This window comes from Dyadobacter linearis (assembly GCF_907165045.1).
Taxonomy (GTDB): domain Bacteria; phylum Bacteroidota; class Bacteroidia; order Cytophagales; family Spirosomataceae; genus Dyadobacter; species Dyadobacter linearis.
Map to the genome: position 1 here is coordinate 322,883 of NZ_CAJRAU010000003.1, position 26,431 is coordinate 349,313.

Annotated in this window: 25 protein-coding genes and 1 riboswitch; of the genes, 12 read left to right on the plus strand and 13 right to left on the minus strand. The window is 46.7% G+C overall.

Translation table 11 applies throughout. The features are described 5' to 3' along the window. Positions 1-7 precede the first annotated feature (7 nt). Positions 8-1,375 carry a sigma-54-dependent transcriptional regulator gene (locus KOD92_RS11785; RefSeq protein WP_215233772.1) on the plus strand — a complete coding sequence of 456 codons (1,368 nt, stop codon included), beginning with the start codon at positions 8-10 and terminating at the stop codon, positions 1,373-1,375. A 105-nt stretch (positions 1,376-1,480) separates the two neighbouring features. After that, positions 1,481-3,427, plus strand: coding sequence for a glycoside hydrolase family 127 protein (locus tag KOD92_RS11790; protein WP_215233773.1), 1,947 nt, complete (start codon positions 1,481-1,483; stop codon positions 3,425-3,427). A 9-nt stretch (positions 3,428-3,436) separates the two neighbouring features. Here KOD92_RS11790 and KOD92_RS11795 read toward each other — a convergent pair whose 3' ends face one another. From KOD92_RS11795 to thiM, 7 genes are all read right to left on the minus strand, one after another. After that, positions 3,437-4,351: an LEA type 2 family protein gene (locus KOD92_RS11795; protein ID WP_215233774.1), complete on the minus strand. Its 915-nt coding sequence runs from the start codon at positions 4,349-4,351 to the stop codon at positions 3,437-3,439. 147 nt (positions 4,352-4,498) lie between these two features. Next, positions 4,499-4,993 (minus strand): pyridoxamine 5'-phosphate oxidase family protein, encoded by a 495-nt coding sequence (locus tag KOD92_RS11800; protein ID WP_215233775.1) that lies wholly within the window; start codon positions 4,991-4,993, stop codon positions 4,499-4,501. 151 nt (positions 4,994-5,144) lie between these two features. Then, positions 5,145-7,463: a TonB-dependent receptor gene (locus tag KOD92_RS11805; protein WP_215233776.1), complete on the minus strand. Its 2,319-nt coding sequence runs from the start codon at positions 7,461-7,463 to the stop codon at positions 5,145-5,147. A gap of 159 nt (positions 7,464-7,622) precedes the next feature. Then, positions 7,623-8,273 carry a thiaminase II gene (gene tenA, locus KOD92_RS11810; protein WP_215233777.1) on the minus strand — a complete coding sequence of 217 codons (651 nt, stop codon included), beginning with the start codon at positions 8,271-8,273 and terminating at the stop codon, positions 7,623-7,625. Beyond that, positions 8,270-9,088 (minus strand): bifunctional hydroxymethylpyrimidine kinase/phosphomethylpyrimidine kinase, encoded by an 819-nt coding sequence (gene thiD, locus KOD92_RS11815; protein ID WP_215233778.1) that lies wholly within the window; start codon positions 9,086-9,088, stop codon positions 8,270-8,272. Before thiD ends, tenA begins: the two co-directional genes overlap by 4 nt. 34 nt (positions 9,089-9,122) lie before the next feature. Further along, complete coding sequence (thiE, locus tag KOD92_RS11820) at positions 9,123-9,776, minus strand: thiamine phosphate synthase (protein ID WP_215233779.1); 654 nt, start codon at positions 9,774-9,776, stop codon at positions 9,123-9,125. A 17-nt stretch (positions 9,777-9,793) separates the two neighbouring features. Further along, positions 9,794-10,591 carry a hydroxyethylthiazole kinase gene (thiM, locus tag KOD92_RS11825; protein WP_215233780.1) on the minus strand — a complete coding sequence of 266 codons (798 nt, stop codon included), beginning with the start codon at positions 10,589-10,591 and terminating at the stop codon, positions 9,794-9,796. Positions 10,592-10,686: 95 nt separating this feature from the next. Further along, positions 10,687-10,782, minus strand: a riboswitch (TPP riboswitch). Between the two features lie 89 nt (positions 10,783-10,871). On the opposite strand from thiM, the gene hxpB reads away from it, so the two are divergent. From hxpB to KOD92_RS11840, 3 genes are all read left to right on the plus strand, one after another. Continuing rightward, positions 10,872-11,546, plus strand: a complete 675-nt coding sequence (hxpB, locus tag KOD92_RS11830; RefSeq protein ID WP_215233781.1) for a hexitol phosphatase HxpB — start codon at positions 10,872-10,874, stop codon at positions 11,544-11,546. Between the two features lie 27 nt (positions 11,547-11,573). Beyond that, positions 11,574-12,914: a sensor histidine kinase gene (locus KOD92_RS11835; RefSeq protein WP_215233782.1), complete on the plus strand. Its 1,341-nt coding sequence runs from the start codon at positions 11,574-11,576 to the stop codon at positions 12,912-12,914. Between the two features lie 72 nt (positions 12,915-12,986). Then, the gene (locus tag KOD92_RS11840) at positions 12,987-13,439 is read left to right on the plus strand and encodes a hypothetical protein (protein WP_215233783.1); all 453 of its coding nucleotides are present in this window, start codon (positions 12,987-12,989) and stop codon (positions 13,437-13,439) included. Between the two features lies 1 nt (position 13,440). On the opposite strand, the gene KOD92_RS11845 is transcribed toward KOD92_RS11840, so the two are convergent. Further along, positions 13,441-15,129 carry an amino acid permease gene (locus KOD92_RS11845; RefSeq protein WP_215233784.1) on the minus strand — a complete coding sequence of 563 codons (1,689 nt, stop codon included), beginning with the start codon at positions 15,127-15,129 and terminating at the stop codon, positions 13,441-13,443. A 196-nt stretch (positions 15,130-15,325) separates the two neighbouring features. Between KOD92_RS11845 and KOD92_RS11850 the strand changes: the two genes are divergently transcribed. From KOD92_RS11850 to KOD92_RS11880, 7 genes are all read left to right on the plus strand, one after another. After that, complete coding sequence (locus KOD92_RS11850; protein WP_215233785.1) at positions 15,326-16,108, plus strand: phosphatidylinositol-specific phospholipase C/glycerophosphodiester phosphodiesterase family protein; 783 nt, start codon at positions 15,326-15,328, stop codon at positions 16,106-16,108. Between the two features lie 28 nt (positions 16,109-16,136). Further along, positions 16,137-17,438: an ethanolamine permease gene (eat, locus tag KOD92_RS11855; RefSeq protein WP_215233786.1), complete on the plus strand. Its 1,302-nt coding sequence runs from the start codon at positions 16,137-16,139 to the stop codon at positions 17,436-17,438. Between the two features lie 228 nt (positions 17,439-17,666). After that, positions 17,667-18,401 carry a LytR/AlgR family response regulator transcription factor gene (locus KOD92_RS11860; protein ID WP_215233787.1) on the plus strand — a complete coding sequence of 245 codons (735 nt, stop codon included), beginning with the start codon at positions 17,667-17,669 and terminating at the stop codon, positions 18,399-18,401. Between the two features lie 433 nt (positions 18,402-18,834). After that, positions 18,835-19,320, plus strand: a complete 486-nt coding sequence (locus KOD92_RS11865) for a DinB family protein (protein WP_215233788.1) — start codon at positions 18,835-18,837, stop codon at positions 19,318-19,320. Further along, the gene (locus KOD92_RS11870) at positions 19,308-20,018 is read left to right on the plus strand and encodes an NRDE family protein (protein WP_215233789.1); all 711 of its coding nucleotides are present in this window, start codon (positions 19,308-19,310) and stop codon (positions 20,016-20,018) included. The genes KOD92_RS11865 and KOD92_RS11870 overlap by 13 nt, the downstream gene beginning before the upstream one ends. 10 nt (positions 20,019-20,028) lie before the next feature. Beyond that, the gene (locus KOD92_RS11875; RefSeq protein ID WP_215233790.1) at positions 20,029-21,072 is read left to right on the plus strand and encodes an ATP-grasp domain-containing protein; all 1,044 of its coding nucleotides are present in this window, start codon (positions 20,029-20,031) and stop codon (positions 21,070-21,072) included. Positions 21,073-21,075: 3 nt separating this feature from the next. After that, entirely contained in the window at positions 21,076-21,717 is a 642-nt protein-coding gene (locus tag KOD92_RS11880) for a hypothetical protein (RefSeq protein WP_215233791.1), read from the plus strand. Here the strand turns inward: KOD92_RS11880 and KOD92_RS11885 are convergent. The 5 genes from KOD92_RS11885 to greA all read right to left on the minus strand — a co-directional run bounded on the left by KOD92_RS11885 (position 21,708) and on the right by greA (position 26,205). After that, entirely contained in the window at positions 21,708-22,973 is a 1,266-nt protein-coding gene (locus KOD92_RS11885) for an exo-beta-N-acetylmuramidase NamZ family protein (protein WP_229254645.1), read from the minus strand. The two genes, KOD92_RS11880 and KOD92_RS11885, sit on opposite strands and share 10 nt — an antisense overlap. A 59-nt stretch (positions 22,974-23,032) precedes the next feature. Further along, complete coding sequence (locus tag KOD92_RS11890; protein ID WP_215233792.1) at positions 23,033-24,085, minus strand: PA0069 family radical SAM protein; 1,053 nt, start codon at positions 24,083-24,085, stop codon at positions 23,033-23,035. A 91-nt stretch (positions 24,086-24,176) separates the two neighbouring features. Next, positions 24,177-25,247, minus strand: coding sequence for a M42 family metallopeptidase (locus KOD92_RS11895; protein ID WP_215233793.1), 1,071 nt, complete (start codon positions 25,245-25,247; stop codon positions 24,177-24,179). Positions 25,248-25,306: 59 nt separating this feature from the next. Next, positions 25,307-25,636, minus strand: coding sequence for a hypothetical protein (locus KOD92_RS11900; RefSeq protein ID WP_215233794.1), 330 nt, complete (start codon positions 25,634-25,636; stop codon positions 25,307-25,309). A gap of 86 nt (positions 25,637-25,722) precedes the next feature. Beyond that, complete coding sequence (greA, locus tag KOD92_RS11905; protein ID WP_215233795.1) at positions 25,723-26,205, minus strand: transcription elongation factor GreA; 483 nt, start codon at positions 26,203-26,205, stop codon at positions 25,723-25,725. Positions 26,206-26,431 lie beyond the last annotated feature (226 nt).

Sequence of the window (26,431 nt, forward strand, 5' to 3'; positions counted from 1 at the left end):
ATTAGCCATGCAACTCTCCGAAGCTAAAATCTTGATCATAGATGATGATGTGGATGTATTGAGCGCCGCCAAGCTCCTGCTCAAACGCCACGCGAAAGCCGTCGACATCGAAAAAAATCCCCAAAAACTACCTTTTCTCGTAACCAACGGCGATTACAACCTGATCCTGCTGGATATGAACTTCACGCGTGACGTAAACAGCGGAAGAGAAGGTTTTCACTGGCTGGACCGTATTCTTGACATTAATCCTGCGGCCAAAGTGATCATGATCACAGCTTACGGAGATATTGAAATGGCGATCCGGGCAATCAAATCGGGGGCTATTGATTTTGTACTCAAACCCTGGGAAAACGACAAACTGCTTGAGACAATCGCTGTTGCACTGGAAAGCGGGAAAGATAAACCGGCGGTAGCGCAGGAGGAAAAGTCGAAGGAAGATCCTAAAAAAGTGAAAGCTTCGGGAGATACCATCGTGGCAACGAGCGAGATCATGCGCCAGTTGCTGGGGACTTCCGAAAGAGTGGCAGGTACCGATGCCAATGTGCTGATTTTGGGAGAAAACGGAACGGGTAAAACGCAGTTAGCCAAACATATTCACCAGCATTCCAAACGCGCCGACAAACCTTTTGTAGTAGTAGACCTGGGCGCATTGAGCGAATCACTTTTCGAAAGCGAACTTTTCGGGCACGTGAAAGGCGCATTCACGGATGCTAAAGAAGACCGTGCGGGCAGATTTGAAGAGGCAAAAGGTGGTACCATATTTCTCGACGAGATCGGGAACCTGACGCTGGCATTGCAAGCCAAACTGCTGACAGTAATTCAGGAACGCCGGGTAACGCGCGTGGGCTCCAACAAACCGATTGCACTGGACGTGCGGCTGGTTTGTGCTACCAATATGAATATCGAGAAAATGGTGGCCGAAAAAACATTCCGCCAGGATCTGCTTTACAGGATCAATACCATCGAGCTCGATCTGCCGCCACTGCGCGAGCGGCCCGAGGATATCAGCGCGCTGGCAGACTATTATCTCAAACAATATTCCAAAAAATACAACCGGCCGGTCAACGATATCAGCAGCGCATTGATCAAGAAAATGCAGCAATACAACTGGCCTGGCAATATCCGCGAGTTGCAGCATGCAGTGGAGCGGGCAGTAATTTTATCTCAGGAAAAAACCCTGCAACCCGATGATCTTTTCCTGAAAAGTTCGGCAGGACAGCCTACCACCGCAACCGGTTTCGACCTGGAAGACATGGAAAAAACGATGATCGTAAAAGCCATGAAACGGTTCAACGGCAATATCACCGACGCCGCACGTGAGCTCGGACTGAGCCGCGCCGCATTGTACAGAAGAATGGAAAAATACGGTTTATAGGTAAGAAATAAAGTAATTCGTGACAATGATCTGTACCAGTCCGCAGCCCGGGCTGGTATATTTATTTAAATACAAAAAGAAGATTTACCTTCAATAAGCATAAAAATGACAAAGTACGTTTCGATTTTTCTTCTTTCCATTTGCTCCATATCCATTTTCGCACAGACCGGAAAAATGACGCCGGTTCCTTTAAAAAACGTCAAAACGACCACAGGTTTCTGGCACGACAGAGTTGAAACCGCGCGTACCGTAACCCTGCCCCACGCCTTGCATCAATGCGAAGAATCGGGCCGGTTTGACAATTTCGCTGTTGCAGGCGGGTTGAAAGAAGGAAAATTCAGGGGCGCACGTTTTGATGATTCGGATGTTTTCAAAATCGTAGAAGGCGCATCTTACGTATTACAAAATCACCCCGATCCGAAACTGGACAAATATGTTGACAGCCTGATCACCCTTTTCGCTGCCGCCCAGGAGCCCGACGGCTATTTATATACAATCAGAACGATCAACAAAGACACGACCGGTTCCTACGACTGGATCGCGGGGCCTTACCGCTATTCTTTCGAGAACGGAAGCCACGAGCTCTACAATGTGGGGCACCTTTATGAAGCGGCTGTTGCACACTACCAGGCGACAGGAAAGAAAAATTTATTGAATGTAGCTATCAAAAACGCAGATCACCTCGTCAAAACCATTGGGCCAAATCCCGGACAACTGGTAGTAGTGCCCGGCCACGAGGAAACCGAAACCGCATTGATCCGCCTTTACCACGCGACAGGCAAAAAGGAATACCTCGAACTTTCGAAATTCTTCATCGCGATGCGCGGCCGCTCCGACAAGCGGACATTGTTTCTCGACGAGCACAAACTCGGCCCGGCCTATTTCCAGGATCAGGTACCTTTTGTGAGACAGCGCGAAGCAGTCGGTCACGCGGTGCGCGCACAGTACCTGTATGCCGCGGTCACAGATATGTTGATGGTCGAAAACGATGCGAAATACCAGACTGCACTCGATTCGATCTGGCAGGATGCTACTTACAAAAAGCAATATATCACCGGCGGAGTGGGCGCGCGGGAGGACGGAGAGGCATTTGACAAAGCATATGTGTTGCCCAACGATAATGCTTATCAGGAAACGTGCGCAGCGATTGCCAATATGCTCTGGAATCAGAAAATGTACCTGAATACAGGCGAGAGCAAATATCTGGACGTTTTTGAGCGGGTATTGTATAACGGTTTTCTAGGCGGAATGTCGGTAAAAGGGAATGAATTCTTTTACGTAAATCCAATGGCTTCCGATGGAAAAAATGACTTCGGAAAAGGAACCGGCGCTGTACGGAGTTCGTGGTTTGGTACTGCCTGCTGCCCCAGCAACGTATCACGATTCCTTCCTTCAATGCCGGGGTACATTTATGCTGTAAAAGATAAAGAGCTGTTTGTCAATCTGTTTGCAGGAAACGAAGCTACGCTGAATGTAAATGGCAATGCAGTAAAACTAACTCAGGAAACCAACTATCCCTGGGAAGGCAAAGTGAAAATATCGGTGTATCCTGAAAAAGCGGGCACCTTTCCAATATCTGTACGAATTCCAGGCTGGGCGACCGGACAGGCGATTCCCGGGGATCTGTATACCTACACTGCTGGCCAGCCAAAGCCGGTTACCTTGCTGGTAAATGGCAAGAAAATCGAATCGGCTGTTGATAAAGGCTACGTTCGCATTGAACGTAACTGGAAAAAGGGAGATGTGATTGAAGTTAACCTGGATATGCCTGTGCGTCAGGTTGTTTCGAGTAAAAATATTAAGACCAATCAGGGAAAAGTAGCGATTGAGCGCGGGCCGGTTTTGTATTGCGCCGAAGGTCACGATAACAAAGGAAAGGCATTGTCGATCGCTATTGCACCGGAACAGACGTTTACACCCGAGTTCAGGAAGGATTTTCTGGGCGGTATCAATGTATTGAAATCACAGGACAACGTTACGCTAATTCCCTATTACGCTTGGGCAAACCGTGGTGCCAACGAAATGACGGTTTGGTTCACCGCTGCGAAGTAAAACGGGCATTTACTTTGCCAGGTTCTTCTTCACAGTGTCGAGATCTTTCAGCTCTCCATCGACAATGACATTGACATCACTTTTCTTGAAAATGTCATTGTCGGACACCAGTTTGGTTTTGAAATATAGTGTAAATGGAATAGATTTTCCTTTCGTAACAACCTGTCCGGCAGCTTTCAGCAACTTACCCATTTCCACGGTAAGCGGGATCTGGTAAATTTCACTACTTTTTCCCTTCACCTTCGTGGTACCCTTTACGCTGCCTTCTGCAAGCCGCTCCTGCGTGCCCAGACTGACCACGTAAGATGGATCTTCGAACTGGACCGGGAAAGGATTTTGGTTAGAAAATTTCAACTGCAACATGACTTCCGACTTACCCAAACGGAATTTTGTGAGGTCAAAATCCACTATTTCCACCTTCGGCAGCCTGTATAACGGAAGCCTTTTATCCACATCGAGGGTGACTGTATCTTTACCTAAAAATGGTTTGTTCAATGTAAAACGACCTTCGAAGTGGTAGTTGGCACTGTCTTCACCCTGCTTTGCTTCTGCGTCTCCCTCCGCTTTTAATTTCTTGATTTTCAGCTGAGCAGGCATGCTTACTACTGTACTATCCTGCGACTTGATCAGCAGCGGTTTTGCATATTCATCCTCCACAATAGTAACCCCATTCATTTGGACAAAATAATCAAAGCGCTTGATATCCAGCTCAACCGGCAGGGGGTTGTGAACCAGTAATTTCAGGGAAAGATCGATCGTACTATCAGTGATATTGGAAATATGCCCGATACCCATTTCAACACGAGGTTTCAGGCCCGAAACAGGATTCGCATTGTCTTTTCTGTAAGCTTTCCACCCGATCCAACCAGCAGCAATAAGTATGATAACGACGACGAGAATAATGAGCGGTTTACGATTTTTCATAGAGCGGATTAGATTTCAATAAGCAATACTAAAACTATTCCGCCGATTACCCTATCGACTGTGGAATAGTTCCGGCAGTTTCGAAACGAAAAGTGGCGGCCCGCCAATGCGAGTCACCACTTTCATTACTATTATAAGTGATTGATCCTAAGAAAGATTCAGCTTTCCATGGTCACCTCCGTCGGGTGTAGTACCGGTCAGGGCGGCTTTTATCATAGAGAAGAAAACCACCATTTGCGAAGAAGTGGCATCCCAGTAAGCTGCATCCTCAGTTACGACCCGAATCATCACCAGATTGGGATCGTCTTTTCCTTCGGGATACCATGCTTTGGACATTACACTCCATAGTTCTTCTTTTTTCGCCTCATCATTCACCTGCTCCGCATTTCCGGAAATACTCAGGTAAGTGTTGTTTTTTGGCTCAGAATAAATCAAAGTAACCGTTTCTCCGTTGTTGGAAGCCGGCTCGGTGTTACGGCTGGCAAAAAACCAGACATTACCCTCATCATCAATCTGTTGTGTGGTCATCGGGCGCGATTCGATCCGGCCGTTTTTGTAAGTGGTATACATACAAAAACGAATGTCTTCAGCCAGCGATTTCAGTTTTTTTATCGCATCCTTATTTTCAAAGTCCTTTTCCATGATTGTCGTTAGTTTGTATTCAAATCAACTATATCAAGACTGCTAAAACAACCATTCCATCCCAATCTGAAAAACGGATATTGCCTCAAAAGCTGGTCTGATCCTGGCTAACTTCCCGCTACCATTCTAATTCCCCGGTTGCGAATTTATGCTAGAATTCGAGCCGGTAATTTAAAACTGGTATCAGTCCCGTTTGTGTGATCACTTTTATCCGATCTGTTTTTTTATCATAATATTTATCAAATGCATTCAGCCGGTTGGTTGCGTTTTGCAGGTCAAGCGAAATCGTTGATGCAGTTCGTTTTTTATTTCTGGTGTAGCTCACACGCAAATCTCCCCGAAAGTAATGCGGCAGCTGCTCCGAGTAACTTTTAGACCAATCGCGTTCGGTCCTTCCTTTTTCGCGCGATTTTTCCAGATCCACCGGCGTGGACATATTCCCTCCTGCCGCCAGCAATTTGATATTCGCAGCAAAAATATTCGTCTTATTTTTCCCGACCCGCCATTCTTTTCCCGCCAGGAAATTCTGAACAAACCTGCCGTTGAACCTGCTGTCGCGCTCAATTCCATCGCGGCCCGTGTATTTGGATTGATAAACAGAAGTAGTACTCATCAGATAAATGCCGGCAGTAAGTGATTTTTCAACGGTCAGCTCCAAACCGTAACTTCTCCCCGTGCCTGCACTGACCAGTGAATCGCTCACAAAACCTGATATTTCATTCATCAGCGAGTTGTGTAAGAGAAACGGGGTCGTCGTATTGGCCGGCCCGATCGGGATATGATAATGGTGCTGATAGTAAGTCTCCGCCAATATCCGCCAGCTCGAAGAAGGCCGGAACTCGTAACCTGTCACCAAATGCGCCGATTTCATGAGTTTCAGGTTTTTGTTGATCAGCTGATCTTTACCATCGCTCGCTTTTATTTGCGTAAAATAGGTTGAGATAGACTCCGTCTTACTATGCAGCCCTGCCCCGAAACTAACTGTCGACCTGGGCGCAACTGCCCATTTCAAACCAACACGCGGCTCAATGGAATGCTGGTTATTCAATCCCAAAAGCATCGCATGTAAACCTACATTCATGGTCACATCGGGCGACAGGCGCGATTTCAGTTGTGCATAAGCCTGAAAAAGCTGCGTATTTCCCTGCTGATCCACATTCTTAATCCAGGAACCGGCTTCGTTATCCTGATCGAAAAGATTGAAATCCAGGTGATTAATAATCGCCCCGACCCTGATCGTATTCCTTGCATTCAGTTTGTAATTGAGGAGGGTGGATAGGCGTAAAGTCTGGTTGATGAAGTTTTGCTGAAATGCGGTACCATCTTCTTTATCCAAAAAATCCCCGCTTTGACTGGTCGCCGCGTAAGAAACGATCGTTTCCATGTACGCTTTGTTGCTGAGATAACGCAGGTAGTTTACGCCCACGATACCTCTATTGGAAGTGAATTTCTCCTTGGTATCCGCATTGTTGATCGTAGTAGTACTGATCCCGCCCATTCCCCAAACCGACACGACCGCTTTTTCGTCATAAGGCAAATAAACCTTGAATGCGCCATCCTGAAAGTCATTTACCGCGTCGCCGCTTACCTGCACGCCGATCTTGCTCAAAATCGACAAAGTTGAATACCTGTAATTGGCCAGGTAAGAAGCGCCGCCTTTGGCTCCGATCGGCCCCTCGGCAGCGAAATCAAGTCCTAAAACGCCCGCCTGCAATGCATATTCACGCTTTTCATTATTTCCTTTTCTGAGTTTCAGATCAAAAACACCCGAAGTAGCATTGCCATATTCGGCAGGGAATGCGCCGGTCAGAAAATCAGAGTTGCCGAGCACGTTCGCGCTCAATGCACTGATGCCCCCACCCGATGAACCTTCGGCGGCAAAGTGGTTCGGGTTGGGGATTTCGACACCTTCCATTCTCCACAATAACCCTTTGGGACTATTTCCGCGGATAATGATCTGATTACCACCATCATCATTCGTAGCAACGCCCGCAAACGAAAGCGCCATCCGCGCCGGATCGTTGACCGCAGCCGCGAAACGTTTGGTCTGATCCACAGTAAACGACCGCCCGCTTACGCTCACCATGTCGTTTAGCGGCGCGCCCGTTTCCTTTTGCGCTTTCACCACCACTTCGTCCAGTGCCCTGAAAGATTCGGTCAGTTTGAGATTCAGTTCCACCTCCTTACCCGAGCCTACGGAGATTTCCTGCAGGAATGCATTGTCGTACCCAATGGAAGTAATTTTGATTGCATGCCGACCAACTGGCACCTGCGGAATCCGGAAATACCCTTCAGTATCGGTGACTCCGCCCAGAATAGGGCTGAGAGAAGTAATGATTACATTCGCGCCGATCACCGGCTGCTGTGATTCAGTGTCCACTACCCGACCTTTTACAGTTTGCGTCGGCTGCTGACCAAAAGCCGCAACGCCCAATGCGGCGGCAATGAAAGTGAAGAATAAATTTTTCATAGCTAGTTGTTTCGATATTGACAACTTAGCTGAGGGTTACCCTATTTTTTTTTGGGAGGAGGGTTTTAGCTATTAGCTATTAGCTGTTGGCTGTTAGCTATTGGCTATTGGCTATTAACTACGGTCACGTGCTAACAGCTAAAAGCTAACGGCTAACGGCTAACAGCTAATAGCCAACCTATACGCTCCTTCCCAAAACAGGTATTCCATTTCCGTTGCTTTTATATAAGCTTCGGTCATTTTGTTTCTGGTTTGTTCGGAGGCGGATGCCGCTAGTTGGTCGCAGATATCGAGGGCTTTTTGGACGGAGCGGGCGAAATCTTCGCCGGCGTAGGCGTTGATCCAGTTTTGGTAAGGATTAGGAGTAGTTTGATCAGCGTAAATATAGTCGCCTACTTTTTTGTAAATCCAGAAACAGGGAAGCAATGCGGCTACCGACACTTCGTAGGATTCAAAGGCACTTGTAGCAAGCAGATAATTGGTGTAGGCAAAACAGCCGAGCCCTTTTCCTGAATCAAACTCAATTTCATATTCCTTAAAATAACCCAAATGCAAAGCTCTTTCGACGAGGATTGCGTTTTGAGCAAATTCCAGAAAATCAAGCAGTTCGTGGCTGTTACCTGCCTTTGTTCCGGTCATTGCGAGTGCGCGGGCAAAGTCGGCGAGGTAGAGTGAATCCTGGTAAATATAGTATTTGAATTTTTCGAGCGGCAGGGTACCTTCTTTAAGCTCCTGGTTGAAAGGGTGCTGCTTTATTTTTTCGTAAATGGGCAGTGCCTGCTCCCAGAGGTGGTCAGTGAACTTGGTCATATAGTTTGCATGGGAACTGGGGAAAATGAATGGTTCAGCGGCCCTGGCCCATTTCCTGTGGTGATATTCTTTCCGGCTTCAATAGCGCCTGAAATGTATTCCTTTGAAAAAATGATCGCTTCCGGCAGGGAATAGCCGGTCGCCATAAATGATGCGATCGCCGACGATAATGTGCAGCCGGTGCCATGCACATTCGGACTGTCAATGTATTCACTTTCGAAGATCAGGGTATCTTCATTTTTTCGCGCAAAGATATCGGACAACACCGGCCCTACCAGGTGTCCGCCTTTTAACAAAACTGCATTACAACCCCGGCGCACCATTTCTTCGGCGGCAGCTTTCATAGCTTCCACCGTTTCGATCTGTTTCGAGATCAGTATCTGCGCCTCGTCGAGATTGGGGGTTATTAAATTAACTTTCGAAAAAAGCGCCTCCCAAAGAACAGCAACTGTTTCTTCCTGGATCAGCCGGGACCCGCTCGTAGAAACCATTACCGGATCGAAAACCACGAAGCCCGGCTTATATTTTTCAATAATTTCCGAGATCACCAGCGCCACTTCAATCGTATTGACCATTCCGATCTTAACCGCATCCACCGTAATATCTTCGAATACCGCTTCCAGTTGCGCTTTCAGGAAAGCAGGCGGTACTGCGTGTATTGCACTCACACCCAGCGTATTCTGAGCAGTAAGTGCCGTAATAGCCGAAGCGCCATAAGCGCCCAAGGCAGCGATCGTCTTCAAATCGGCCTGAATGCCGGCGCCTCCTCCGCTATCGGAGCCTGCGATGGTAAGTACGGTTGGATATCGGGTCATAAAGGGTTTAGTGGTCAGAAGTTGTCACTTATTGTTAGGTGTTGTCACTTATTGCTTGGGATTGAAGCATGGATTTTAGGCGGAAGGCGGTTTCGTAGGGCGATGTGGCGCTGCAAATGGCAGATACTACCGCAATCCCGCTCGCACCGTATTGCATCACTGATCCTGCATTGGTCAGATTTATACCTCCTATTGCGATCAGCTGATGTTTACTTTGCTCGCTTATCCTGCGCAATCCTTCGAGGCCCCACGGCACTTTTGTATCTGTTTTGGTGGGAGTTTCAAACAGCGGACTTACGCCCAGATAGGATATGTCCCACTGCTCTGCTTCGAGCACATCCCGTTCATTTTCAACTGAAATACCTATAATTTTCTCCGGCGGCAGCATTTTATTCAATATCTCAAAAGGCATATCGCTTTGCCCCACATGCACGCCGTCGGCATCTGCTGCCAATGCTACATCTACCCGATCGTTGATAATCAATGGTACCTGATAAGGCAGCAGAATATCTTTCAGTCGTTTGGCCCGTTCTATGAATGCGCGGGTACCAAGCGTTTTTTCACGCAGCTGAACCATGGTAACGCCTCCCTGCACTGCTTCTTCAACGACCCAGAGCAAGTCGCGGCCCAGACAGGCGGCTTCGTCGGTTACCAGGTAAAGCTGAATATTCGTATCGGAAGTTGTCATATTCTATTCGTAATGTTTCAGGATATTCTGATTTTGGCCAGTTCGGCCAGGTGCGCCGGCGTAATTTCGGACAGGCAATCGAGAAATGCAATCTGAAAAGAGCCGGGAGATTTTGCATTCCGGTAAGCCAGTTCACCGCAAACGCCCATCATCGCCGCTGCCGATACCGCCGCTTCGAAAGGATCTGCCACCGTAGCGGCAAAAGCGCCGGCAATGGCTGTGGCTGTGCAGCCCATTCCGGTTACCTTGGTCATTAACGCCACGCCATTTGAAACAAAAGCAGTTTGATTTCCTTTCACGATCACGTCGATAGCGCCGCTTACACTTACTACACAATCAAATTTCTTGCTCAGCGCCCAGGCAGCTTCGAGACTCAGATCCGAAGCTGCCGTACTGTCCACGCCTTTCGTTTGTACGCTAGCCCCGGCCAGCGCCAGAATTTCGGACGCATTTCCACGGATAATTGTCGGCGAAGCCACATCGAGCAGCTCAGTCAGCGTTTCGTTACGGTAGGATGTTGCTCCTGCGCCTACCGGGTCGAGCACAATGGGCTTGCCAAGTTGCGCCGCCGTGACCATCGCCGCTTTCATTCCCGCTACCCAATGGGCCGAAAGTGTTCCTATATTCACTACCAACGCACCTGCGATCGACACCATTTCCTCTACCTCTTCCACCGCATGCGCCATTACAGGCGAAGCTCCTGCGGCCAGCAAAGCATTCGCCGTATAGTTCATCACCACGAAATTGGTGATATTATGCACCAGCGGGACAGTATTCCTAAGGTTTGAAAGATTTTGTTCTAAATGAAAATCCATATCAATTTTTTTAATCGGACTGATGGAACGGACAAACCAAGGCGCTTTTTGCGACTGATCTCTGGTTTTGCAATTGAGTAAAAGAACGGGTAGTATACTCCCGGCACGCTTTTTCCTCCAACAGTATCAACTGTGTCAGGTTCAAAGGGTATGAATCTCAGTCCGCATTTCGGACACCCCCAAAGCCATTCTTATTTGCGAAAGTAGTAGTTTTAGGGAGTTATTAAAAAACATTTCATTTAATCAAAAAGCGTAGATTTCTATTTACGGACAACATATAATGATCAAGGCAGCAATATTCGATATGGACGGATTACTTATCGACTCCGAGCCAATGTGGCACCAGGCGGCGAACGAAGTAATGCAAAAAGTGAATTTTAAACTGACAGAGGAACTGAAACTGCAAACAACGGGCTTGTCTATCAAGCTGTTCCTCGATTTTTGTCACCAGATCCAGCCGTGGAACACCCCAAGTTTTGAACAGCTGGAAAAAGAGATCCTTGAAAAAGCGCATAAGCTGATCCTGAACAACGCAACTGCTATGCCCGGCGCAATTGAAATACTGAAAACGCTGAAAGCCGAAGGTTTGAAGCTCGCAGTAGCTTCGGCGTCGCACATGGAGCTGATCGAAGGGGTATTGGAACGGTTGAATATCACTGAATATTTCGATACCTGGCATTCGGGCGAACTCGAAGAATTCACCAAGCCGCACCCGGCGGTGTATCTGACAACCGCCAAAAAGCTGGGTGTGAAACCGGAAGAATGCATTGCATTTGAAGATTCCCACGCCGGGTTACGGTCGGCGCACGCGGCGGGAATGGTGACAATATCGGTACCTGCGGCTGAAGTTTTCAAAGATCCCAAATTTGATATGGCGCATTACAAGATCAGTTCGCTGGAAAAATATATATTGAGCGAAATGTCGGGGGTACCTCAGAATATCCTCGAAAATTAATCCTCTCCTTATCTTCGTCACCCTCCCATGATCGGACTCCGGCATTTCAGTATTATGATCATGATCAGGATAGCTGTGATTATCCTGAGTGTGATCGCATTGGCGTGGCTGGCTGCCAGGCATACCAATGAAATGCTCGTGTATGTGCTCGGGACGGTATTCATTTTCGTGCAGGCGTCGCTGCTGTACCAGTATGTGACGAATGTAAACCGTAAACTGACCTACTTTCTTGAATCCGTCCGGTATTCTGATTTCACGATCAATTTCCGGTCGGACAACAAAATGGGGCGGACTTTTAAGGAATTGAACCAGCAGTTCAATGAAGTTTTGCATGCATTCAGGCAGGCGCGGGCGGAGAAAGAGGCGAATCTGCAATACCTGAATACCATCGTTCAGCATATCAGTACCGGGCTGATCACATTTGACAGTACCGGGCAGGTGAACCTGATCAATAATGCGGCTTTGCGTATGCTGGGCATTTACAGGCTGCACCAGCTGATCGAGCTGAAAGACAAACATCCAAGACTTTACGAGTTGCTTTCGAATCTCAACAGCGGCGTGCGCGAGCTGTACCGCACACCTTCGGACCAGCCACTTGCATTACAGGGCGCCGCGATCCAGCTGCGGGGAATGTGGGTCAGGATTGTGGTTTTACAGAATATTCAAACAGAATTACAGCAGCAGGAAGTAGAATCGTGGCAAAACCTGACGCGCGTTTTGCGGCACGAGATCATGAATTCCATGACGCCGATCGTTTCACTGGTAGGTACGATGCGGCTGATCGTGAATGAGGATATTGAAAAATCCACGACCGATCAGGAAGCGGTAAATGATTTGAAAGAAGCGTTATCAACCCTCGAAAAGCGGAGTAAGGGAATGATGCAGTTCGTGAATGCGTACCGCGATTTTACTACATTACCCAAGCCGGTTATAGCCAATAATCACGTGGCCGAGCTTTTACAGGAAGTATTACAGCTGCTGCAAACCGATCTGAACAGGTCGGGCGTGCTTTGGAAATTGTCCGTAAAACCGGAAAACCTGATCGTAAAAGCCGACGCCAGCCAGATCCAGCAGGTATTGATCAATCTTGTTAAAAATGCCGCCGAATCGTTTTCCACGCAAACCGAGCGACTCATTACGCTATCAGCCTATCAAACTGATAATGTAGTGATGATAGAGGTTGCAGACAATGGAGACGGTATTGAACCGGAGGCGATTGAGAATATTTTCATCCCATTTTACACTACTAAAAAAACGGGTTCAGGTATTGGATTAAGCCTTTCGCGCCAGATTTTACAACAGCATAACGGCCAGCTCAATGTGGTTTCGGAAGTTGGGAAAGGCACTACTTTCACGCTGGTTTTTTAGTTGATATTACTAAAATTCACTTCCAACCTTTTCCAGCCTTTGCAGGTCTTTCTAAGAAATTAAATCGATCTTATGAAAAAGCTTCTGTTGATCATTTCGGGTATATGCTGCGTGTTTTCGTGCAAGAATGGTTCGATTGATAAACGGGACGAAGGGCTCGCTTATAAGGAAACCATCGAAATCAATGCTTCGCCGAGAACTACCCTTACTTTCTTCGATTTCTCGGACGGCCGCTGCCCGGAAGATGTCAATTGTATCTGGGAGGGCCATACTTCGGTGGATTTGCTATTATCAAGCACGACAGAAGGCGGGATCACCGAACACGTCGAAATGTGCCTGGGTGGATGCAGCTTTTTTCGCAAAGATACCACCGAAGTCTTCCGCACGGTAAATGACACCGTCGTTAAATCCTTTGCAGGACAACAATACAGATTTATACTTTCGTCACTGACGCCAGCTAGAAAATCTACCGATATCCCCAAAAAAGAGAATCACAGAATCACGCTCACGATTGAGAAACAGTAAGTTACTGCGCCAGCTTGCTCCTTTTATAACCGTAGCTGAAATAAATCACCAGCCCGATCGCCAGCCAGATCGCGAAGATCAGCCAGTTGGAAGAGCCGAGTTCCGTCATCAGGTAAAGGTTTGTCAATATCCCGGCCACCGGTAATATCGAGAAGTTGTATTTAAAACTCATCACTGACAAAACTGCCCAGGTGATCCAGAAAATAATGGTAAGCAGCTTGTGTTCGATAATTTCTGCAGCAGATAATGCAGCCCAATCAGCCACCACTTCCTGACCGTATATGGACAGGCCAATAATCGCAACAACCAGCAATATCCCGACCAAATACTTTCCATTCAGATAAGGAACGCGAAATTTAGACTGTGCGGAAATCCCTTTGTGATCCAGGTAAAGTACACCAGCGCACACCAGGATGAATGCAAAGAAGGTACCTACGCTAGTTAGATCGACGAAGAAATCCATCTTGAAAAACAATGCGGGAATACCTACCACAAAGCCTGTGACGATGGTAGCGAAAGAGGGGGTCTGGTATTTGGGGTGGATTTTTGAGAAACGTTTCCACAGCAAACCGTCGCGGCTCATCGTCATCCAGATCCTCGGCTGCCCCAATTGGTAAACGAGCAATGCACTGGTAATCGCAATTACAGAACTTACAGAAATCACACCGGCCATGAAATCCAGGCCGTTTTGCTGGAAAACGAATGCGAGCGGGTCACTTACTTTCAATTCTGTATAATTGACCATTCCAGTCAATACAAGGGTGATCAGTACATATAGAACTGTACAGATGATCAGACAGTAGATCATCGCTTTGGGCATATCCCGCTGCGGATTTTTACATTCCTCAGCTGTTGTGGAAATGGAATCAAAACCTATAAATGCAAAGAAAACAGCCGCCACTCCGCTCAAAACACCTTTTGCTCCGTTTGGTGCAAATGGTGTCCAGTTTTCCGGTTTCACATAAAATGCTCCCGCAATGATCACTAACAACACCACGCCGATCTTTAAAACCACCATAATATTGCTTGCTGTCCTCGACTCGCGGATACCTATATATACCAATGCGGTGATCAGCAGGGTTACGATTCCGGCGGGCAGATTGAGCATAATCGCGAAATCCCCGATCCGTGGCGCAGTTTCATACGCATTCGCAGCGAATCTTTCGTAGGCAGAAAGCTCTGCCACGCCCAGAGACTGCATTTTAGCAAATGCTTCCGAGGCTGTTTCCTGGTTGATTGTGAGCCAGCCGGGTAATGTAATTCCGAAACCTTTGAGCATACTTACAAAGTACTCCGACCAGGAAATCGCGACGACCATATTGGAAACCGCATATTCGAGAATCAGCGCCCAGCCTATGATCCAGGCAAAAAGCTCTCCGAAGGCAACATAAGCATACGTGTAGGCACTACCGGAGACTGGCACTGTGCTCGCAAACTGTGCGTAGGACAATGCAGTGAATACGCAGGCGATCGCGGTGAAAACGAAAAGCAGTGACACAGCAGGACCACCATTGAAACTCGCCAGCCCGATCGTACTAAAAATTCCCGCTCCGACAATTGCAGCTATTCCAAGAGACACCAGATCCCGCACACCGAGTATCTTGGCCAGTCCGCCGTGCTCGCCGGAATTGGCATCTTTCAGAATTTGTTCAACTGTTTTTTTACGAAATAGAGAAGAATTTTGTTTCATGAAGGAGCTGATTTACCTTGTGCAGGAATGCGATAAGTTTGGCTAAAATAATGATATTCTCAACGCATCTCCGAGCCCGTTGCAAATTTGTTTGATTTGGGCTTCTATTTCCGAAGAAAATTCTTGCTTTATAAATGAAACCGAAGAAGATTGTGTTCTCAATCAGATTTGGGCTTACCTGTTCTGTAACAACGATATGAGATTGACCTTCACCACCCTGTTTGTATTACTTTTTGCGCCCCTTGCTTTTACACAAAATATCAAAGCATACACGACTGCTCAGGCGCATTCGCACAATGATTACACGAGAAAAAAGCCATTTTTTGATGCTTACGAGCAGCAGTTCGGCTCTATCGAAGCGGATCTATTTTTAGTAGACGACAGCCTGTACGTGGCGCATGACCAGAAAGAGATCAATCGCAAACGGACGTTTGCCGCATTGTACCTCCAACCGATCCTGGAACAAACTCAGAAAAACGGTGGCAATATCTACCCGCAGCAAAACGTGCCGCTACAATTGCTGATCGACCTGAAAACGTCGGGGCCTGAGACGCTGGCTGCATTGGTGAAATTACTGGACCCGCACAAGCAGATCTTTGCCCCGTCAGGTTCCGTGAAAATCGTGATCAGCGGTAACCTTCCCGCCCCGGCTCAGTTTGGCGAATATCCTTCCTACATTTTTTTCGATGGCCGCCCCGAAAATACCTACACGCCGGAGCAGCTGAAAAGGATCGGGCTGATCAGTCAGTCTTTTCAGAAGTATTCCAAATGGAACGGAGAAGGCCCTTTAACCGAAAAAGAAAAGAAAGTTTTGCAAAAAGTGATCGGCCAGGTTCACGATTCGGGCAAGAAAGTAAGGTTATGGGCGACTCCTGACAATATCAATTCGTGGCGCACACTCATGTCGATGGGCGTTGATTATCTGAATACAGACAAAGTGAGAGAAATGGGCGATTACCTGCGAACGGCGCCCCGCTAAGCATTATGTAACGCTAACCCAACCCTGCATGTCCTCCGAACAAAGTGCCTCGCTTAAAAAAGTTTTAAAGCCGATCCACCTCTGGGCAATTGCGGTCGGACTGGTTATTTCGGGTGAATATTTTGGCTGGAATTACGGCTGGGGTGTTTCGGGGACGATCGGCTTTCTGATCGCGACGTTGGTGGTAACGCTGATGTACGTCACTTTCATTTTCAGCTTTACTGAACTTACTACTTCCATTCCGCACGCTGGCGGGCCGTTTGCCTATGCGCACCGGGCATTCGGCTGGTGGGGCGGGCTGATCGCCGGTTATGCGACGCTCATTGAATTTCTCGTCACGCCGCCGGCTATTGCTTTTGCATTGGGCAGTTATGCCCATTTTTTGTACCCGTCGCTCGAAGTATTGCACGTTGCATTCGCTTGTTATGGTATTTTTATCCTGATCAATCTGCTGGGTATCAAGGAATCTGCGCTCTTTTCACTGGTCGTGACTTTGCTCGCTGTCGGAGAGTTACTAGTCTATATCGGTATCGTAGCGCCCAGCTTTTCCTATGCAACTTTCGTGACCGACCCGATGCCGTTTGGCTGGCCGGGCGTATTTGCGGCATTGCCTTTCGCGATCTGGTTTTACCTCGCGATCGAAGGCGTAGCGATGGTGGCTGAGGAAGTGGAAGATCCCAAAAGAACAATTTCTCGAGGCTATATATATGGTATTCTCACGCTCGTGGTGCTGGCACTTTCTGTGATGATCGTGACCGGCGGCATTGCGCCCTGGCAGTCGCTGAGCGAGATCGATTACCCGCTGCCGGCTGCATTGGGTATCGTGCTGGGGCGGGACAATAGCCTGACGCAGCTTTTTGCGAGCCTCGGACTTTTCGGACTGATCGCTTCTTTTCACGGAACGATCATCGGCTATTCCCGGCAGATTTATGCATTGGCAAGAAGCGGTTACCTGCCTGCGTTTCTCGGCATTGTAAACCGCCGTTTCCAAACCCCGCACTGGTCACTGATCGCCGGAGGAGTGGCGGGTTGTCTCGCGTTGGTCCTGGGCACGACCGATCAGGTTATTATACTGGCGGCACTGGGTGCGGTGGTGATGTACATGATCAGTATGGCGGCCCTATTTGCGCTCCGAAAAAAAGAACCGGAACTGGAACGTCCGTTCATCGTCCCCGCCTACCCTTTCTTCCCCGCCGTAGCACTTTTACTCTCGTCCGTGTGCCTGATTGCCATCGTCTACTACAATGTAGTATTAAGTCTATGGTTCTTCTCGGGGCTTATTATAGTTACAATTCTATTCCTGGCAACCGGGCGCCACAAAACGCATTGAGCAATGAAAAAAAGGGCGTTTTTATTGAAAAACTTATAAATTTTAACCTGCTATTCCTACATATTCATTGCATCTTTGTCTACCCTCAAAAGCGGAGATAGAATTTTTTGGTCAAAGCGCTCTATTAATTCGATAAATATCTGAGTACTAGCTATTTTTAAGACAGTTACCGTAAATCCTAATTAAGTTCACTGTCCAACGCCCGATAGCGGGCGCATTTTTAAAAAAATGAATATTCTAATTGTCGAAGACGATTTTATCATAGCCAGGCACCTTCAATTTCTTTTGAACGGATTCGGTTATGAAGCAAACGATATTGCTACCGATTACCCTACCGCTATCGAGTTGCTGAACAACAAGATTTTTCATCTTGCAGTACTTGATATCAACCTGAATGGCTATCAGACGGGAATAGACCTGGCCGACCATATCCGCGAGACCCTGGGTATTCCTTTCCTGTTCCTTTCCAGCCACGACGATATTGCGGTCGTCAATGCAGCGTTGCAATCCGCTCCGCACGCATTTTTACAAAAGCCTTTCCAAAAAATTACGGTTTATACAGCCGTGAAGCTGGCGCTGAAAAACTACCGGCTGGCCGCACTGGCAGGCGAGTCGAGCAGCAAGGAAAAGGAGGATACGACGGTGATCAAGGATTCGCTTTTTATCAAAGAGAAGCAAATGTTCACCAAGATCCAGCTTTCAGATATCCTCTACATACGCAGCGACGATAATTACCTGGAACTGCATACAAGAGGTAAAAAATACACCATCCGCGAGACTTTGAAAAACATGCTTCAGCAGTTGCCGGCGAATCTGTTTTTCCGGGTACACAAATCATTTATCATCAACCTGGAAGCGATCACAGCGATTGATTATGTACATGTAATGATCAATGACATTGAAATTCCTATTACAAATGATAACCGGAATGAGTTGCTGAGCAAAGTCAAAACGTTCTCCTAAGTCTGACTACCTGACTATTTTTGGTCTCTTACCCACAGATTTCTCCGTTTCACCCCTGAAAATCTGACTTTCGCCCCATTAATTTGGGAGAGTGGCGTTGTCGAACTATTTTTAGTTAAGGCAATTGCCTGTTTTCTGTCCTAAAAAATCAAGGAATCACAATTTATTTTTCAGGAATTTCACTTGGAGAAATCTATTTCGTTGCGCTATACGTACATCAGATAAAAATTGGCATTTGTGCATAAAAAATTGCATTATGCACACATTATATAACCTAAACTAAATCACTTTGCTTTAAATTAAATATCGTTGAGAATAATTAAACATCCCTGGGAAGCTATCCCCGGGATGTTTCGTTTTGATACAGGCCAGGTCCGGGCGCTGGAATAATTTTTTAACCGGGAAATCACTTACCTTAAAAATTGACACCAATATGCTTATCCAATCCGTCAGGCATACCTTAGGCGAAATAGATTCTTTTTTAAGTCAACTCACGCACGAGCAATATAACTTCCCGTGCCCCGAACTGAGCGGGTCCAGTATCGGGCAGCATACGCGCCATATTATTGAAGTATTTCAATGTCTGCTCATTCAGTACGATCGGGGCGAGATCAATTATGACAGCCGCCAGCGCAATGCTACTATCGAAACGCTGCCCTCTTATGCAAGAAGCTGCATTCAAATGATCCGCGAAACGGTTGACAAGCCTGATAAATTTTTGGCTTTATATCAAAAAGTAGCGGGTAGGGAGATCAAAATCGCTACTAACTATTACCGGGAGATACTATATAACCTTGAACATTGCATTCACCACCAGGCGCTGATCAGGGTCGCGGTCATGGATATGGATAATGTGGAGGTAGATGAAAATTTTGGACTCGCTCCTGCCACTATCGAATACAGACAATGTGCACAGTAACTTATGTAGCGAGGGGCAAAAAGGCGATTTTAACCTCGAACCGTGACGAACATCGCGACCGCCCGGCATCGCTGCCACCCGCGTCTTACCTGATCGGACAAAAGCACATTACATTTCCAAAAGACCCGAAAGCGGGCGGCACCTGGTTCGCAGCCGACGATTTGGGCAACGTAGCCGTTTTGTTGAATGGCGCATTATTCGCCCATCAGCCAGCATTACAATACCGAAAAAGCCGCGGGCTGGTCTTGCTGGATATAATAGCTGAAATTTCCCCGAGCTCCTGTTGGGAAAACTATGATTTGCAGGGTATTGAGCCTTTTACGATCATACTTTTGGAACAACACTCGCTTTTTCAGCTGCGCTGGGATGGAGAAAAAAAGGAATCTATCCAGTTACCTGCCGCTGAGGACCATATCTGGTCTTCCTGTACCTTATATGCGCCTGATATTCAACAGGAAAGAATACTTTGGTTTGATCATTTCCGAAAACAAAATCCTGAGGCCGATATGGAAGATATGAAGCATTTCCATTCTCAGACAGCCCGGGAAAACCCGGATAATGGTTTGATCATCAATAGAGATAGTGGTGTAAAAACATTCAGTATAACTCAGGCCGTTGTGGAGGATAATCAAGCTGAAATGTTTCACTACGACTTATTAAAGGAAAAGCAGTTGTCACATTCTATCATAACTGTTTAAAAGGCATCTTTTGAAAAAGTACTCGCTCCTGTTTCATAAATTGACACATTGGGAATACTGGCCTTTCGGGATCGTTTATATTCCGATGTACTTCGTTTGGTTCTTCTATTCGCTGCGCGCCAGGTCCTTTTTCTTTTTCAATGCTTCCAATCCTTCTATCAGGAATGGAGGATTTTTGATGGAATCCAAGAAAGAGATTTACGATCTGCTACCCGCCGGATTTTACCCTAAAACCATTCTCGCCACGCCCGGCGAACCGATTGCCTCTGTCCGGGAAAGATATATGGCAGCTAATATCTCATTTCCGATGATCGCCAAACCGGATATCGGAATGCGCGGAATGGCGGTTCAAAAGCTTGAAGACGAGCACGATCTGGCTGCGTATATTCGGAAAGTCGATTTTGATTACTTAATACAGGAGTACATTGAACTGCCCAATGAGATCGGTATTTTCTATGTACGTTTCCCGGATCAGAAAGCCGGCAAAATTACGGGAATAGTCGCCAAAGAGTTTCTGATCGTGACCGGAGACGGAAGTTCGACCATTCAACAACTGATCGAAAAAAATCCCCGTTACCATCTGCAAATGAATGCGTTGCAGAAAATGTACGGGACGAAGTTGATGGAAATTCCGGCAGCCGGCGAGCGGCTCAACCTGGTACCTTACGGAAATCACGCCCGGGGCTCGCGTTTCGTGAATGCGACTTGCTGGGCGAATGAGAAACTCACCGCTGTTCTGAACCGGATTTGCCTGCAAGTGCCGCACTTTTACTACGGTCGGCTTGACCTGAAATACAATACGATAGAGGAACTGGAAAACGGTCAGAATCTTTCAATTATCGAACTAAATGGCGCCGGAAGTGAGCCTACCCACATTTACGACCCGGGTCAGTCTATATTCACCGCCTGGAAAGAGATCGTCCGGCACTTTTCAATGCTTTTCAAAATCAGCAAACTCAACCATGCAAACGGACATCGATTCCTGACTTTTTTGGAAGGTCTGGACATGCTGAGACAAAATAAATTGCACGTAAAAAAGCTCGAAAGGTTTTAGCAAATGGTCCATTTGAAAAATTTGCTTGTCGGTTTTATAGTCAGTATGGTAGGTTCGCTGCCACTTGGTTATATCAATGTAATCGCATTAAAAATTTATGAAACGCAGGGAATGAGCAGCCTCACCCTGTTTTTGTTGGGTGTTGTGATCGTCGAGTTCCTGCTTATCCTGCTCACTTTGAAAGCCGCGAACTGGCTTCACCGACATAAGCGGTTTACAAAAGTCACCGAAATTTTGTCGATCCTGTTTATGCTGGTGCTGGCAGTTTCGTTTTACAATGGGCAGGAGGCAGTTGGAGATAGAGCAATACCTGATTATTTATCGGGCTATTCTCCTTTCCTGCTTGGCATTTTCCTGAATTGCATCAATCTGGTTCAAATACCGTTTTGGCTGGGCTGGAACCTGTATCTGGTTAATGCCGAGTTGATTGAAGTAAAAGACAGTAAGAAATATGCCTATATTTTCGGCACTTCGGCAGGCACATTTACAGGCGTTTTTCTTTTTGTAATGGTTTTTCAAAAGATATTACTGAAAACTTCCACGTTCAGTCCCTGGCTTTCGACACACATTTTTTCACTCATTTTCATCCTGCTCGCGCTCATGCAGTCGCTCAAATTTTTTAGGAAATATCGCATTCAGGGGTAGAGCAGGTACTTTTTACGCGTCTCTTTGTACTGAGAAAGTCCCGACTCCCAGCTTTTCCGTATCTCTTCTTCGGAAGTACCCGCGATGATCTGTTTCCTTAAATTTTCAGTTCCTGACAGCAAATCGAAATTGCCCATTTGCTTACTCTGCGATCTGTCGAAAAAGCGCTCTTTGTCAGGATAAGCCTTGTACATTTCAATCAGCCAAGCCAGATGCAGCTTCCCGGATTTGCGGATTTCTTTCATATCATATTCCCGGAGATCCAGGCCAAAACACGCTTTATCCTGGTGCAGTGGCGTTTCGCTCATTCCCTTTATGCTTTTTGGTGTAAATGAAAACGCGTATTTGTCTTTCAATAACGGTGCGCCCAATACTGTGAACGGCATGTAAGTACCTCGTCCCTGGCTCACGATCGTTCCTTCAAACATGCAGATATGCGGATAAAGCATGATCGACTGCTGCGTATTCAAGTTCGGCGAGGGCAGTACCGGCAAGGTGTAGGGAGTATCATGCGTGTAATTGTTGATTTTGATGATCTTTAATTTGCATTGCATCTTGTTTTTCAGCCAGCCTTCTCCATTGATCATCTGCGCCAATTCGGCAATCGTTAATCCGTGTGAAATAGGAATGCGGTACATACCAATGCCTGAATGCAGGTGATCCTCCAATAGCGGCCCGTCGACGAGGAAACCGTTGGGATTCGGTCGGTCGAGAATCAGCATTTCCTTATTATTCTCGGCGCAGGCTTCCATTACGTGGCCGAGGGTATTGATATAGGTGTAAAAACGCGCGCCCACATCCTGAATATCGAACAGCACAATATCCAGCCTGGCCATTTGTTCATTCGTAGGTCGCTTCAATTTTCCGTAAAGTGAAATTGCCGGAATGCCCGTTTTCTCGTCTACGCTGTCACTTACCTTATCCCCATTGCTCGCAGTTCCGCGGAAACCATGCTCAGGACCAAAAATCGCCACGACGTTTACGCCCAATGCCACCAGACTATCTACCATCGGTTTGCTGCCGATAATAGAGGTTTGGTTGATCACAATACCCACTTTTTTCCCTTTTAGATAAGGAATATATTCTGAAATTTGGTCCGCGCCGGTGATCGGTACATTCAAACCTGCATTTGCACCTGGTGTGCTGATCGTATCATTTCCTGTCAATACCGGATTTTTACTGGCGGAGGTATTGACGCAATTATTGAACAGCAGCATGTTGGCGACTAGGTAAAAAGCATATAATGACAGTTTCATAGTATCGGAATTGAAGTTTTCATTCGTGTTACATTCGTGTATTCGTGGCATTAAAAACATCAAAACAGCCGCATTTGCCCCGCCCGCATAAACTGCGTGGTATCCAGCTCTGGTATTTCCCCACCTTTGAAATGTTTCCGGCAAGCCAGATTGTGCAGCTGCCTGATATGCTCCGCAAAATTCCCTTCGCCCACCATTCGGTACCCGAAACGAGAATCGTTGACATTCCCGCCGTGACATTCCTTGATCTGGTTCAAAACCTTGGCAGCACGGTCAGGAAAATGGTGGTGCACCCATTCATCGAATATAGTACCGATCGCTCCATTCAATCTCACAACCGTATAATTAGCCCAAAGCGCGCCGTTTTCGGCAGCGGCTTCGATGATAGCAGGAATTTCGTGGTCGTTTAGTCCCGGAATGATCGGCGCCGTCATTACACCCATCGGCACCCCGACTTCGGTCAATGCTTTCACTACCTGCAACCGCCGTTTTCCGGTTACAGTCCTCGGTTCAAGCTTTTGCCGCAGGTCTTCATTTAATGAAGTAATGGAAATAGCGCCATGGACGAGATTGAGCTTTGCCAGCTTTTCAAAAAGGTCGAGATCACGCAGTATCAGTGCATTTTTGGTCAGTACACTCACCGGATTCCGGTAACGCAAACAAATTTCCAGCAGCTGCCGGGTAATGCGATATCTCTTTTCACCCGGCTGATAGCAATCCGTATTCCCTGAAATGTGAATGCTGGTAGGCTCCCACTTTTTAGAGTTAAAAAGCTTTTCAAGCAGCTGGGGTGCATTCTTTTTGACTACAATTTTTGTCTCAAAATCAAGTCCGGCTGAATAGCCAAGATACTCGTGAGAATTGCGCGCGTAACAGTAAATACAGCCATGCTCGCAGCCCCGGTAGGGATTTACGGAATGGAAGTTCCCGAGATCGGGACTGTCGGAAACGCTTAGTAAGGTTTTGGATTCCTCTTCAATAAACTGGGTTTTGGGATTTACCTCAGGGTCTTCCCATTGCTGCCAGTCCTCAGAAGTATACTCGGTGGATTGTTTGAAGAATTTGTTGTGGGGATTGATGGAGGCTCCCCTACCCCGCGCCCGGTTGTCCATTTTGTAGTGATTTTCATATTTGTTGATGTTAAGATGGGTTGTATGGGTCTTAAAAACTTCCCGGACTTGCATCCGGGAAGCGCAATCTAAATTACTTAATATATCTGAAATCTTCATCGCCTTTAAGCGACAAAAGCACGTCGTACATCAGCTGAATCACGTTTTTCACATCTTCTTTATGCACCATTTCTACCGTTGTGTGCATGTATTTCAATGGTAATGAGATCAATGCAGATGCAATTCCTTCTGTTGAATAGGCGAATGAATCGGTGTCAGTCCCGGTCGAGCGACTTACTGCCTGGCGCTGAAAAGGAATCTTCTTCTCGTCGGCCACGCTGATCAGCAGGTCACGCACATTATTCTGAACCGCCGGACCGTAGCATATTACAGGCCCGTTTCCAGCCTTCAAATCGCCCTGCTCCTTTTTATTGTACATCGGAGACTGTGTATCGTGGGTCACATCGGTTACAATCGCCAGGTCGGGTTTCAGTCGGCGAGCGATCATTTCCGCCCCGCGTAATCCAATTTCTTCCTGAACTGCATTCACTACATATAATGTAAAAGGCAAACGCACATTGTTCTCATGCAGCATACGCGCCACTTCCGCGATCATGTAGCCGCCCATTCTGTTATCCAGCGCGCGGCCTACATAGTATTTTTCGTTCAGCTCGTCAAGTCCGTCTGCAAATGTCACGACGGTCCCGACGTGAATGCCCATTTCCAGAACCTCATCCTTTTTCGCCGCGCCCACATCTATAAACAGCTCGTGCACTTTGGGAACCTGGTCTTTGGCCACCTCGCGTACGTGAATTGCCGGCCAACCGAAAACGCCTTTTACAATCCCTTTTGCAGTATGCAGATTAACGCGCATGGAAGGCGCGATCGCAGCATCGGATCCGCCATTTCGGCGCACGTGAATATAGCCGTCGTCAGAAATGTAATTTACAAACCAGGAAATTTCATCCGAATGCGCCTCGATCACCACTTTGTAATTTTGCCCAGCCGCGATAACGCCGACAGCGGTACCGTACGTGTCAATAATTTCCTCATCAATATAGGGCCTGACATAGTCCAGCCAGATCTGCTGACCCGTGGATTCGAAGCCGGTTGGGGACGCATTATTTAAATACTTATAAAGAAACTCTGTGTTCTTGTCTGCCATAAATCGATTTGAAAATGTATTGAAAGTGATTTGTCTGAAGAACTTCGCCCAATGCTCTTTTATCTTTTCAAATACCTCAAAAAAGCCCAAAATGGACGTTTGTTCAGGTATTCAAGATCAGACTGATGCTGAAAAGCTTCGCGTTCAAACGAAATATGAAGATAGGCTAAATAATGTTTTTTGTACTGGGCGAGCCGGATTAAATATTCGATGAAGTACCAGGCGTAAAAGAGGATCAGCCCGAGTTCGAGCTGCTGTTTCAAATGTATCCTTTCGTGGTTGATCAGGAAGCGGCCCGGGGTTTTGGTTTTGAGTAAAATAAAAGGAAATATCGCCATACCTTCCACCCAGAGAAACGAAATGCTGAGTATGAATCCTTTGATTTTCATTTTGCCGTTGTATGTACCATGAAACAAAAAAATTGGACCGTGAATGCCACTTCGGCCGCACGATCCAAATTTTTTATATACAATATCTATTCGCTGAAACGACTAATATCCAGAACCTCGAATTCCATCACGCCGGCAGGCACTTTGATTTCGGTTGTATCCCCTATCTTTTTACCCAGCAAACCTTTCCCGATCGGAGAACCTACCGATATTTTACCAGTTTTCAGGTCGGCTTCTTCTTCTGAAACCAATATATATGTTACTTCCATTCCGTTTTTCCGGTTTCTGATCTTCACTTTCGAGAGCACCGAAACCTGGGAGTTGTCAATAGACGATTCGTCGATCACCCGCGCCGTTGAAAGGATTTCTTCCAGCTTTGCAATTTTCATTTCATGCATTCCCTGCGCATCTTTTGCCGCGTCATATTCAGCATTCTCACTCAAATCTCCTTTATCACGGGCCTCTGCAATTTGGGCAGCAATGGCCGTGCGGCCTTTGGTTTTCATATCATTCAGCTCATTTTTCAGCTTGTTTAATCCTTCCTCCGTATAGTATGAAATTTTAGCCATGACCTTAATTGTTGGTTTTTTGTCTTAATGATTTTTTGATTTCCAGATAAAAAAAAAGAACGGCTCAAAGACCGCTCTACAAGAGTAACTACACTCGTAGAATCAGGCTAGAAGACCTTGTCTTTTGGGCTGCTATGTAACTTAGACTTCAACATAATTTGCGTTTAAGAACGACAAAAATAATAATATTTGCGAATGGTAACACCATATTTGTGAAAAGCAGTAC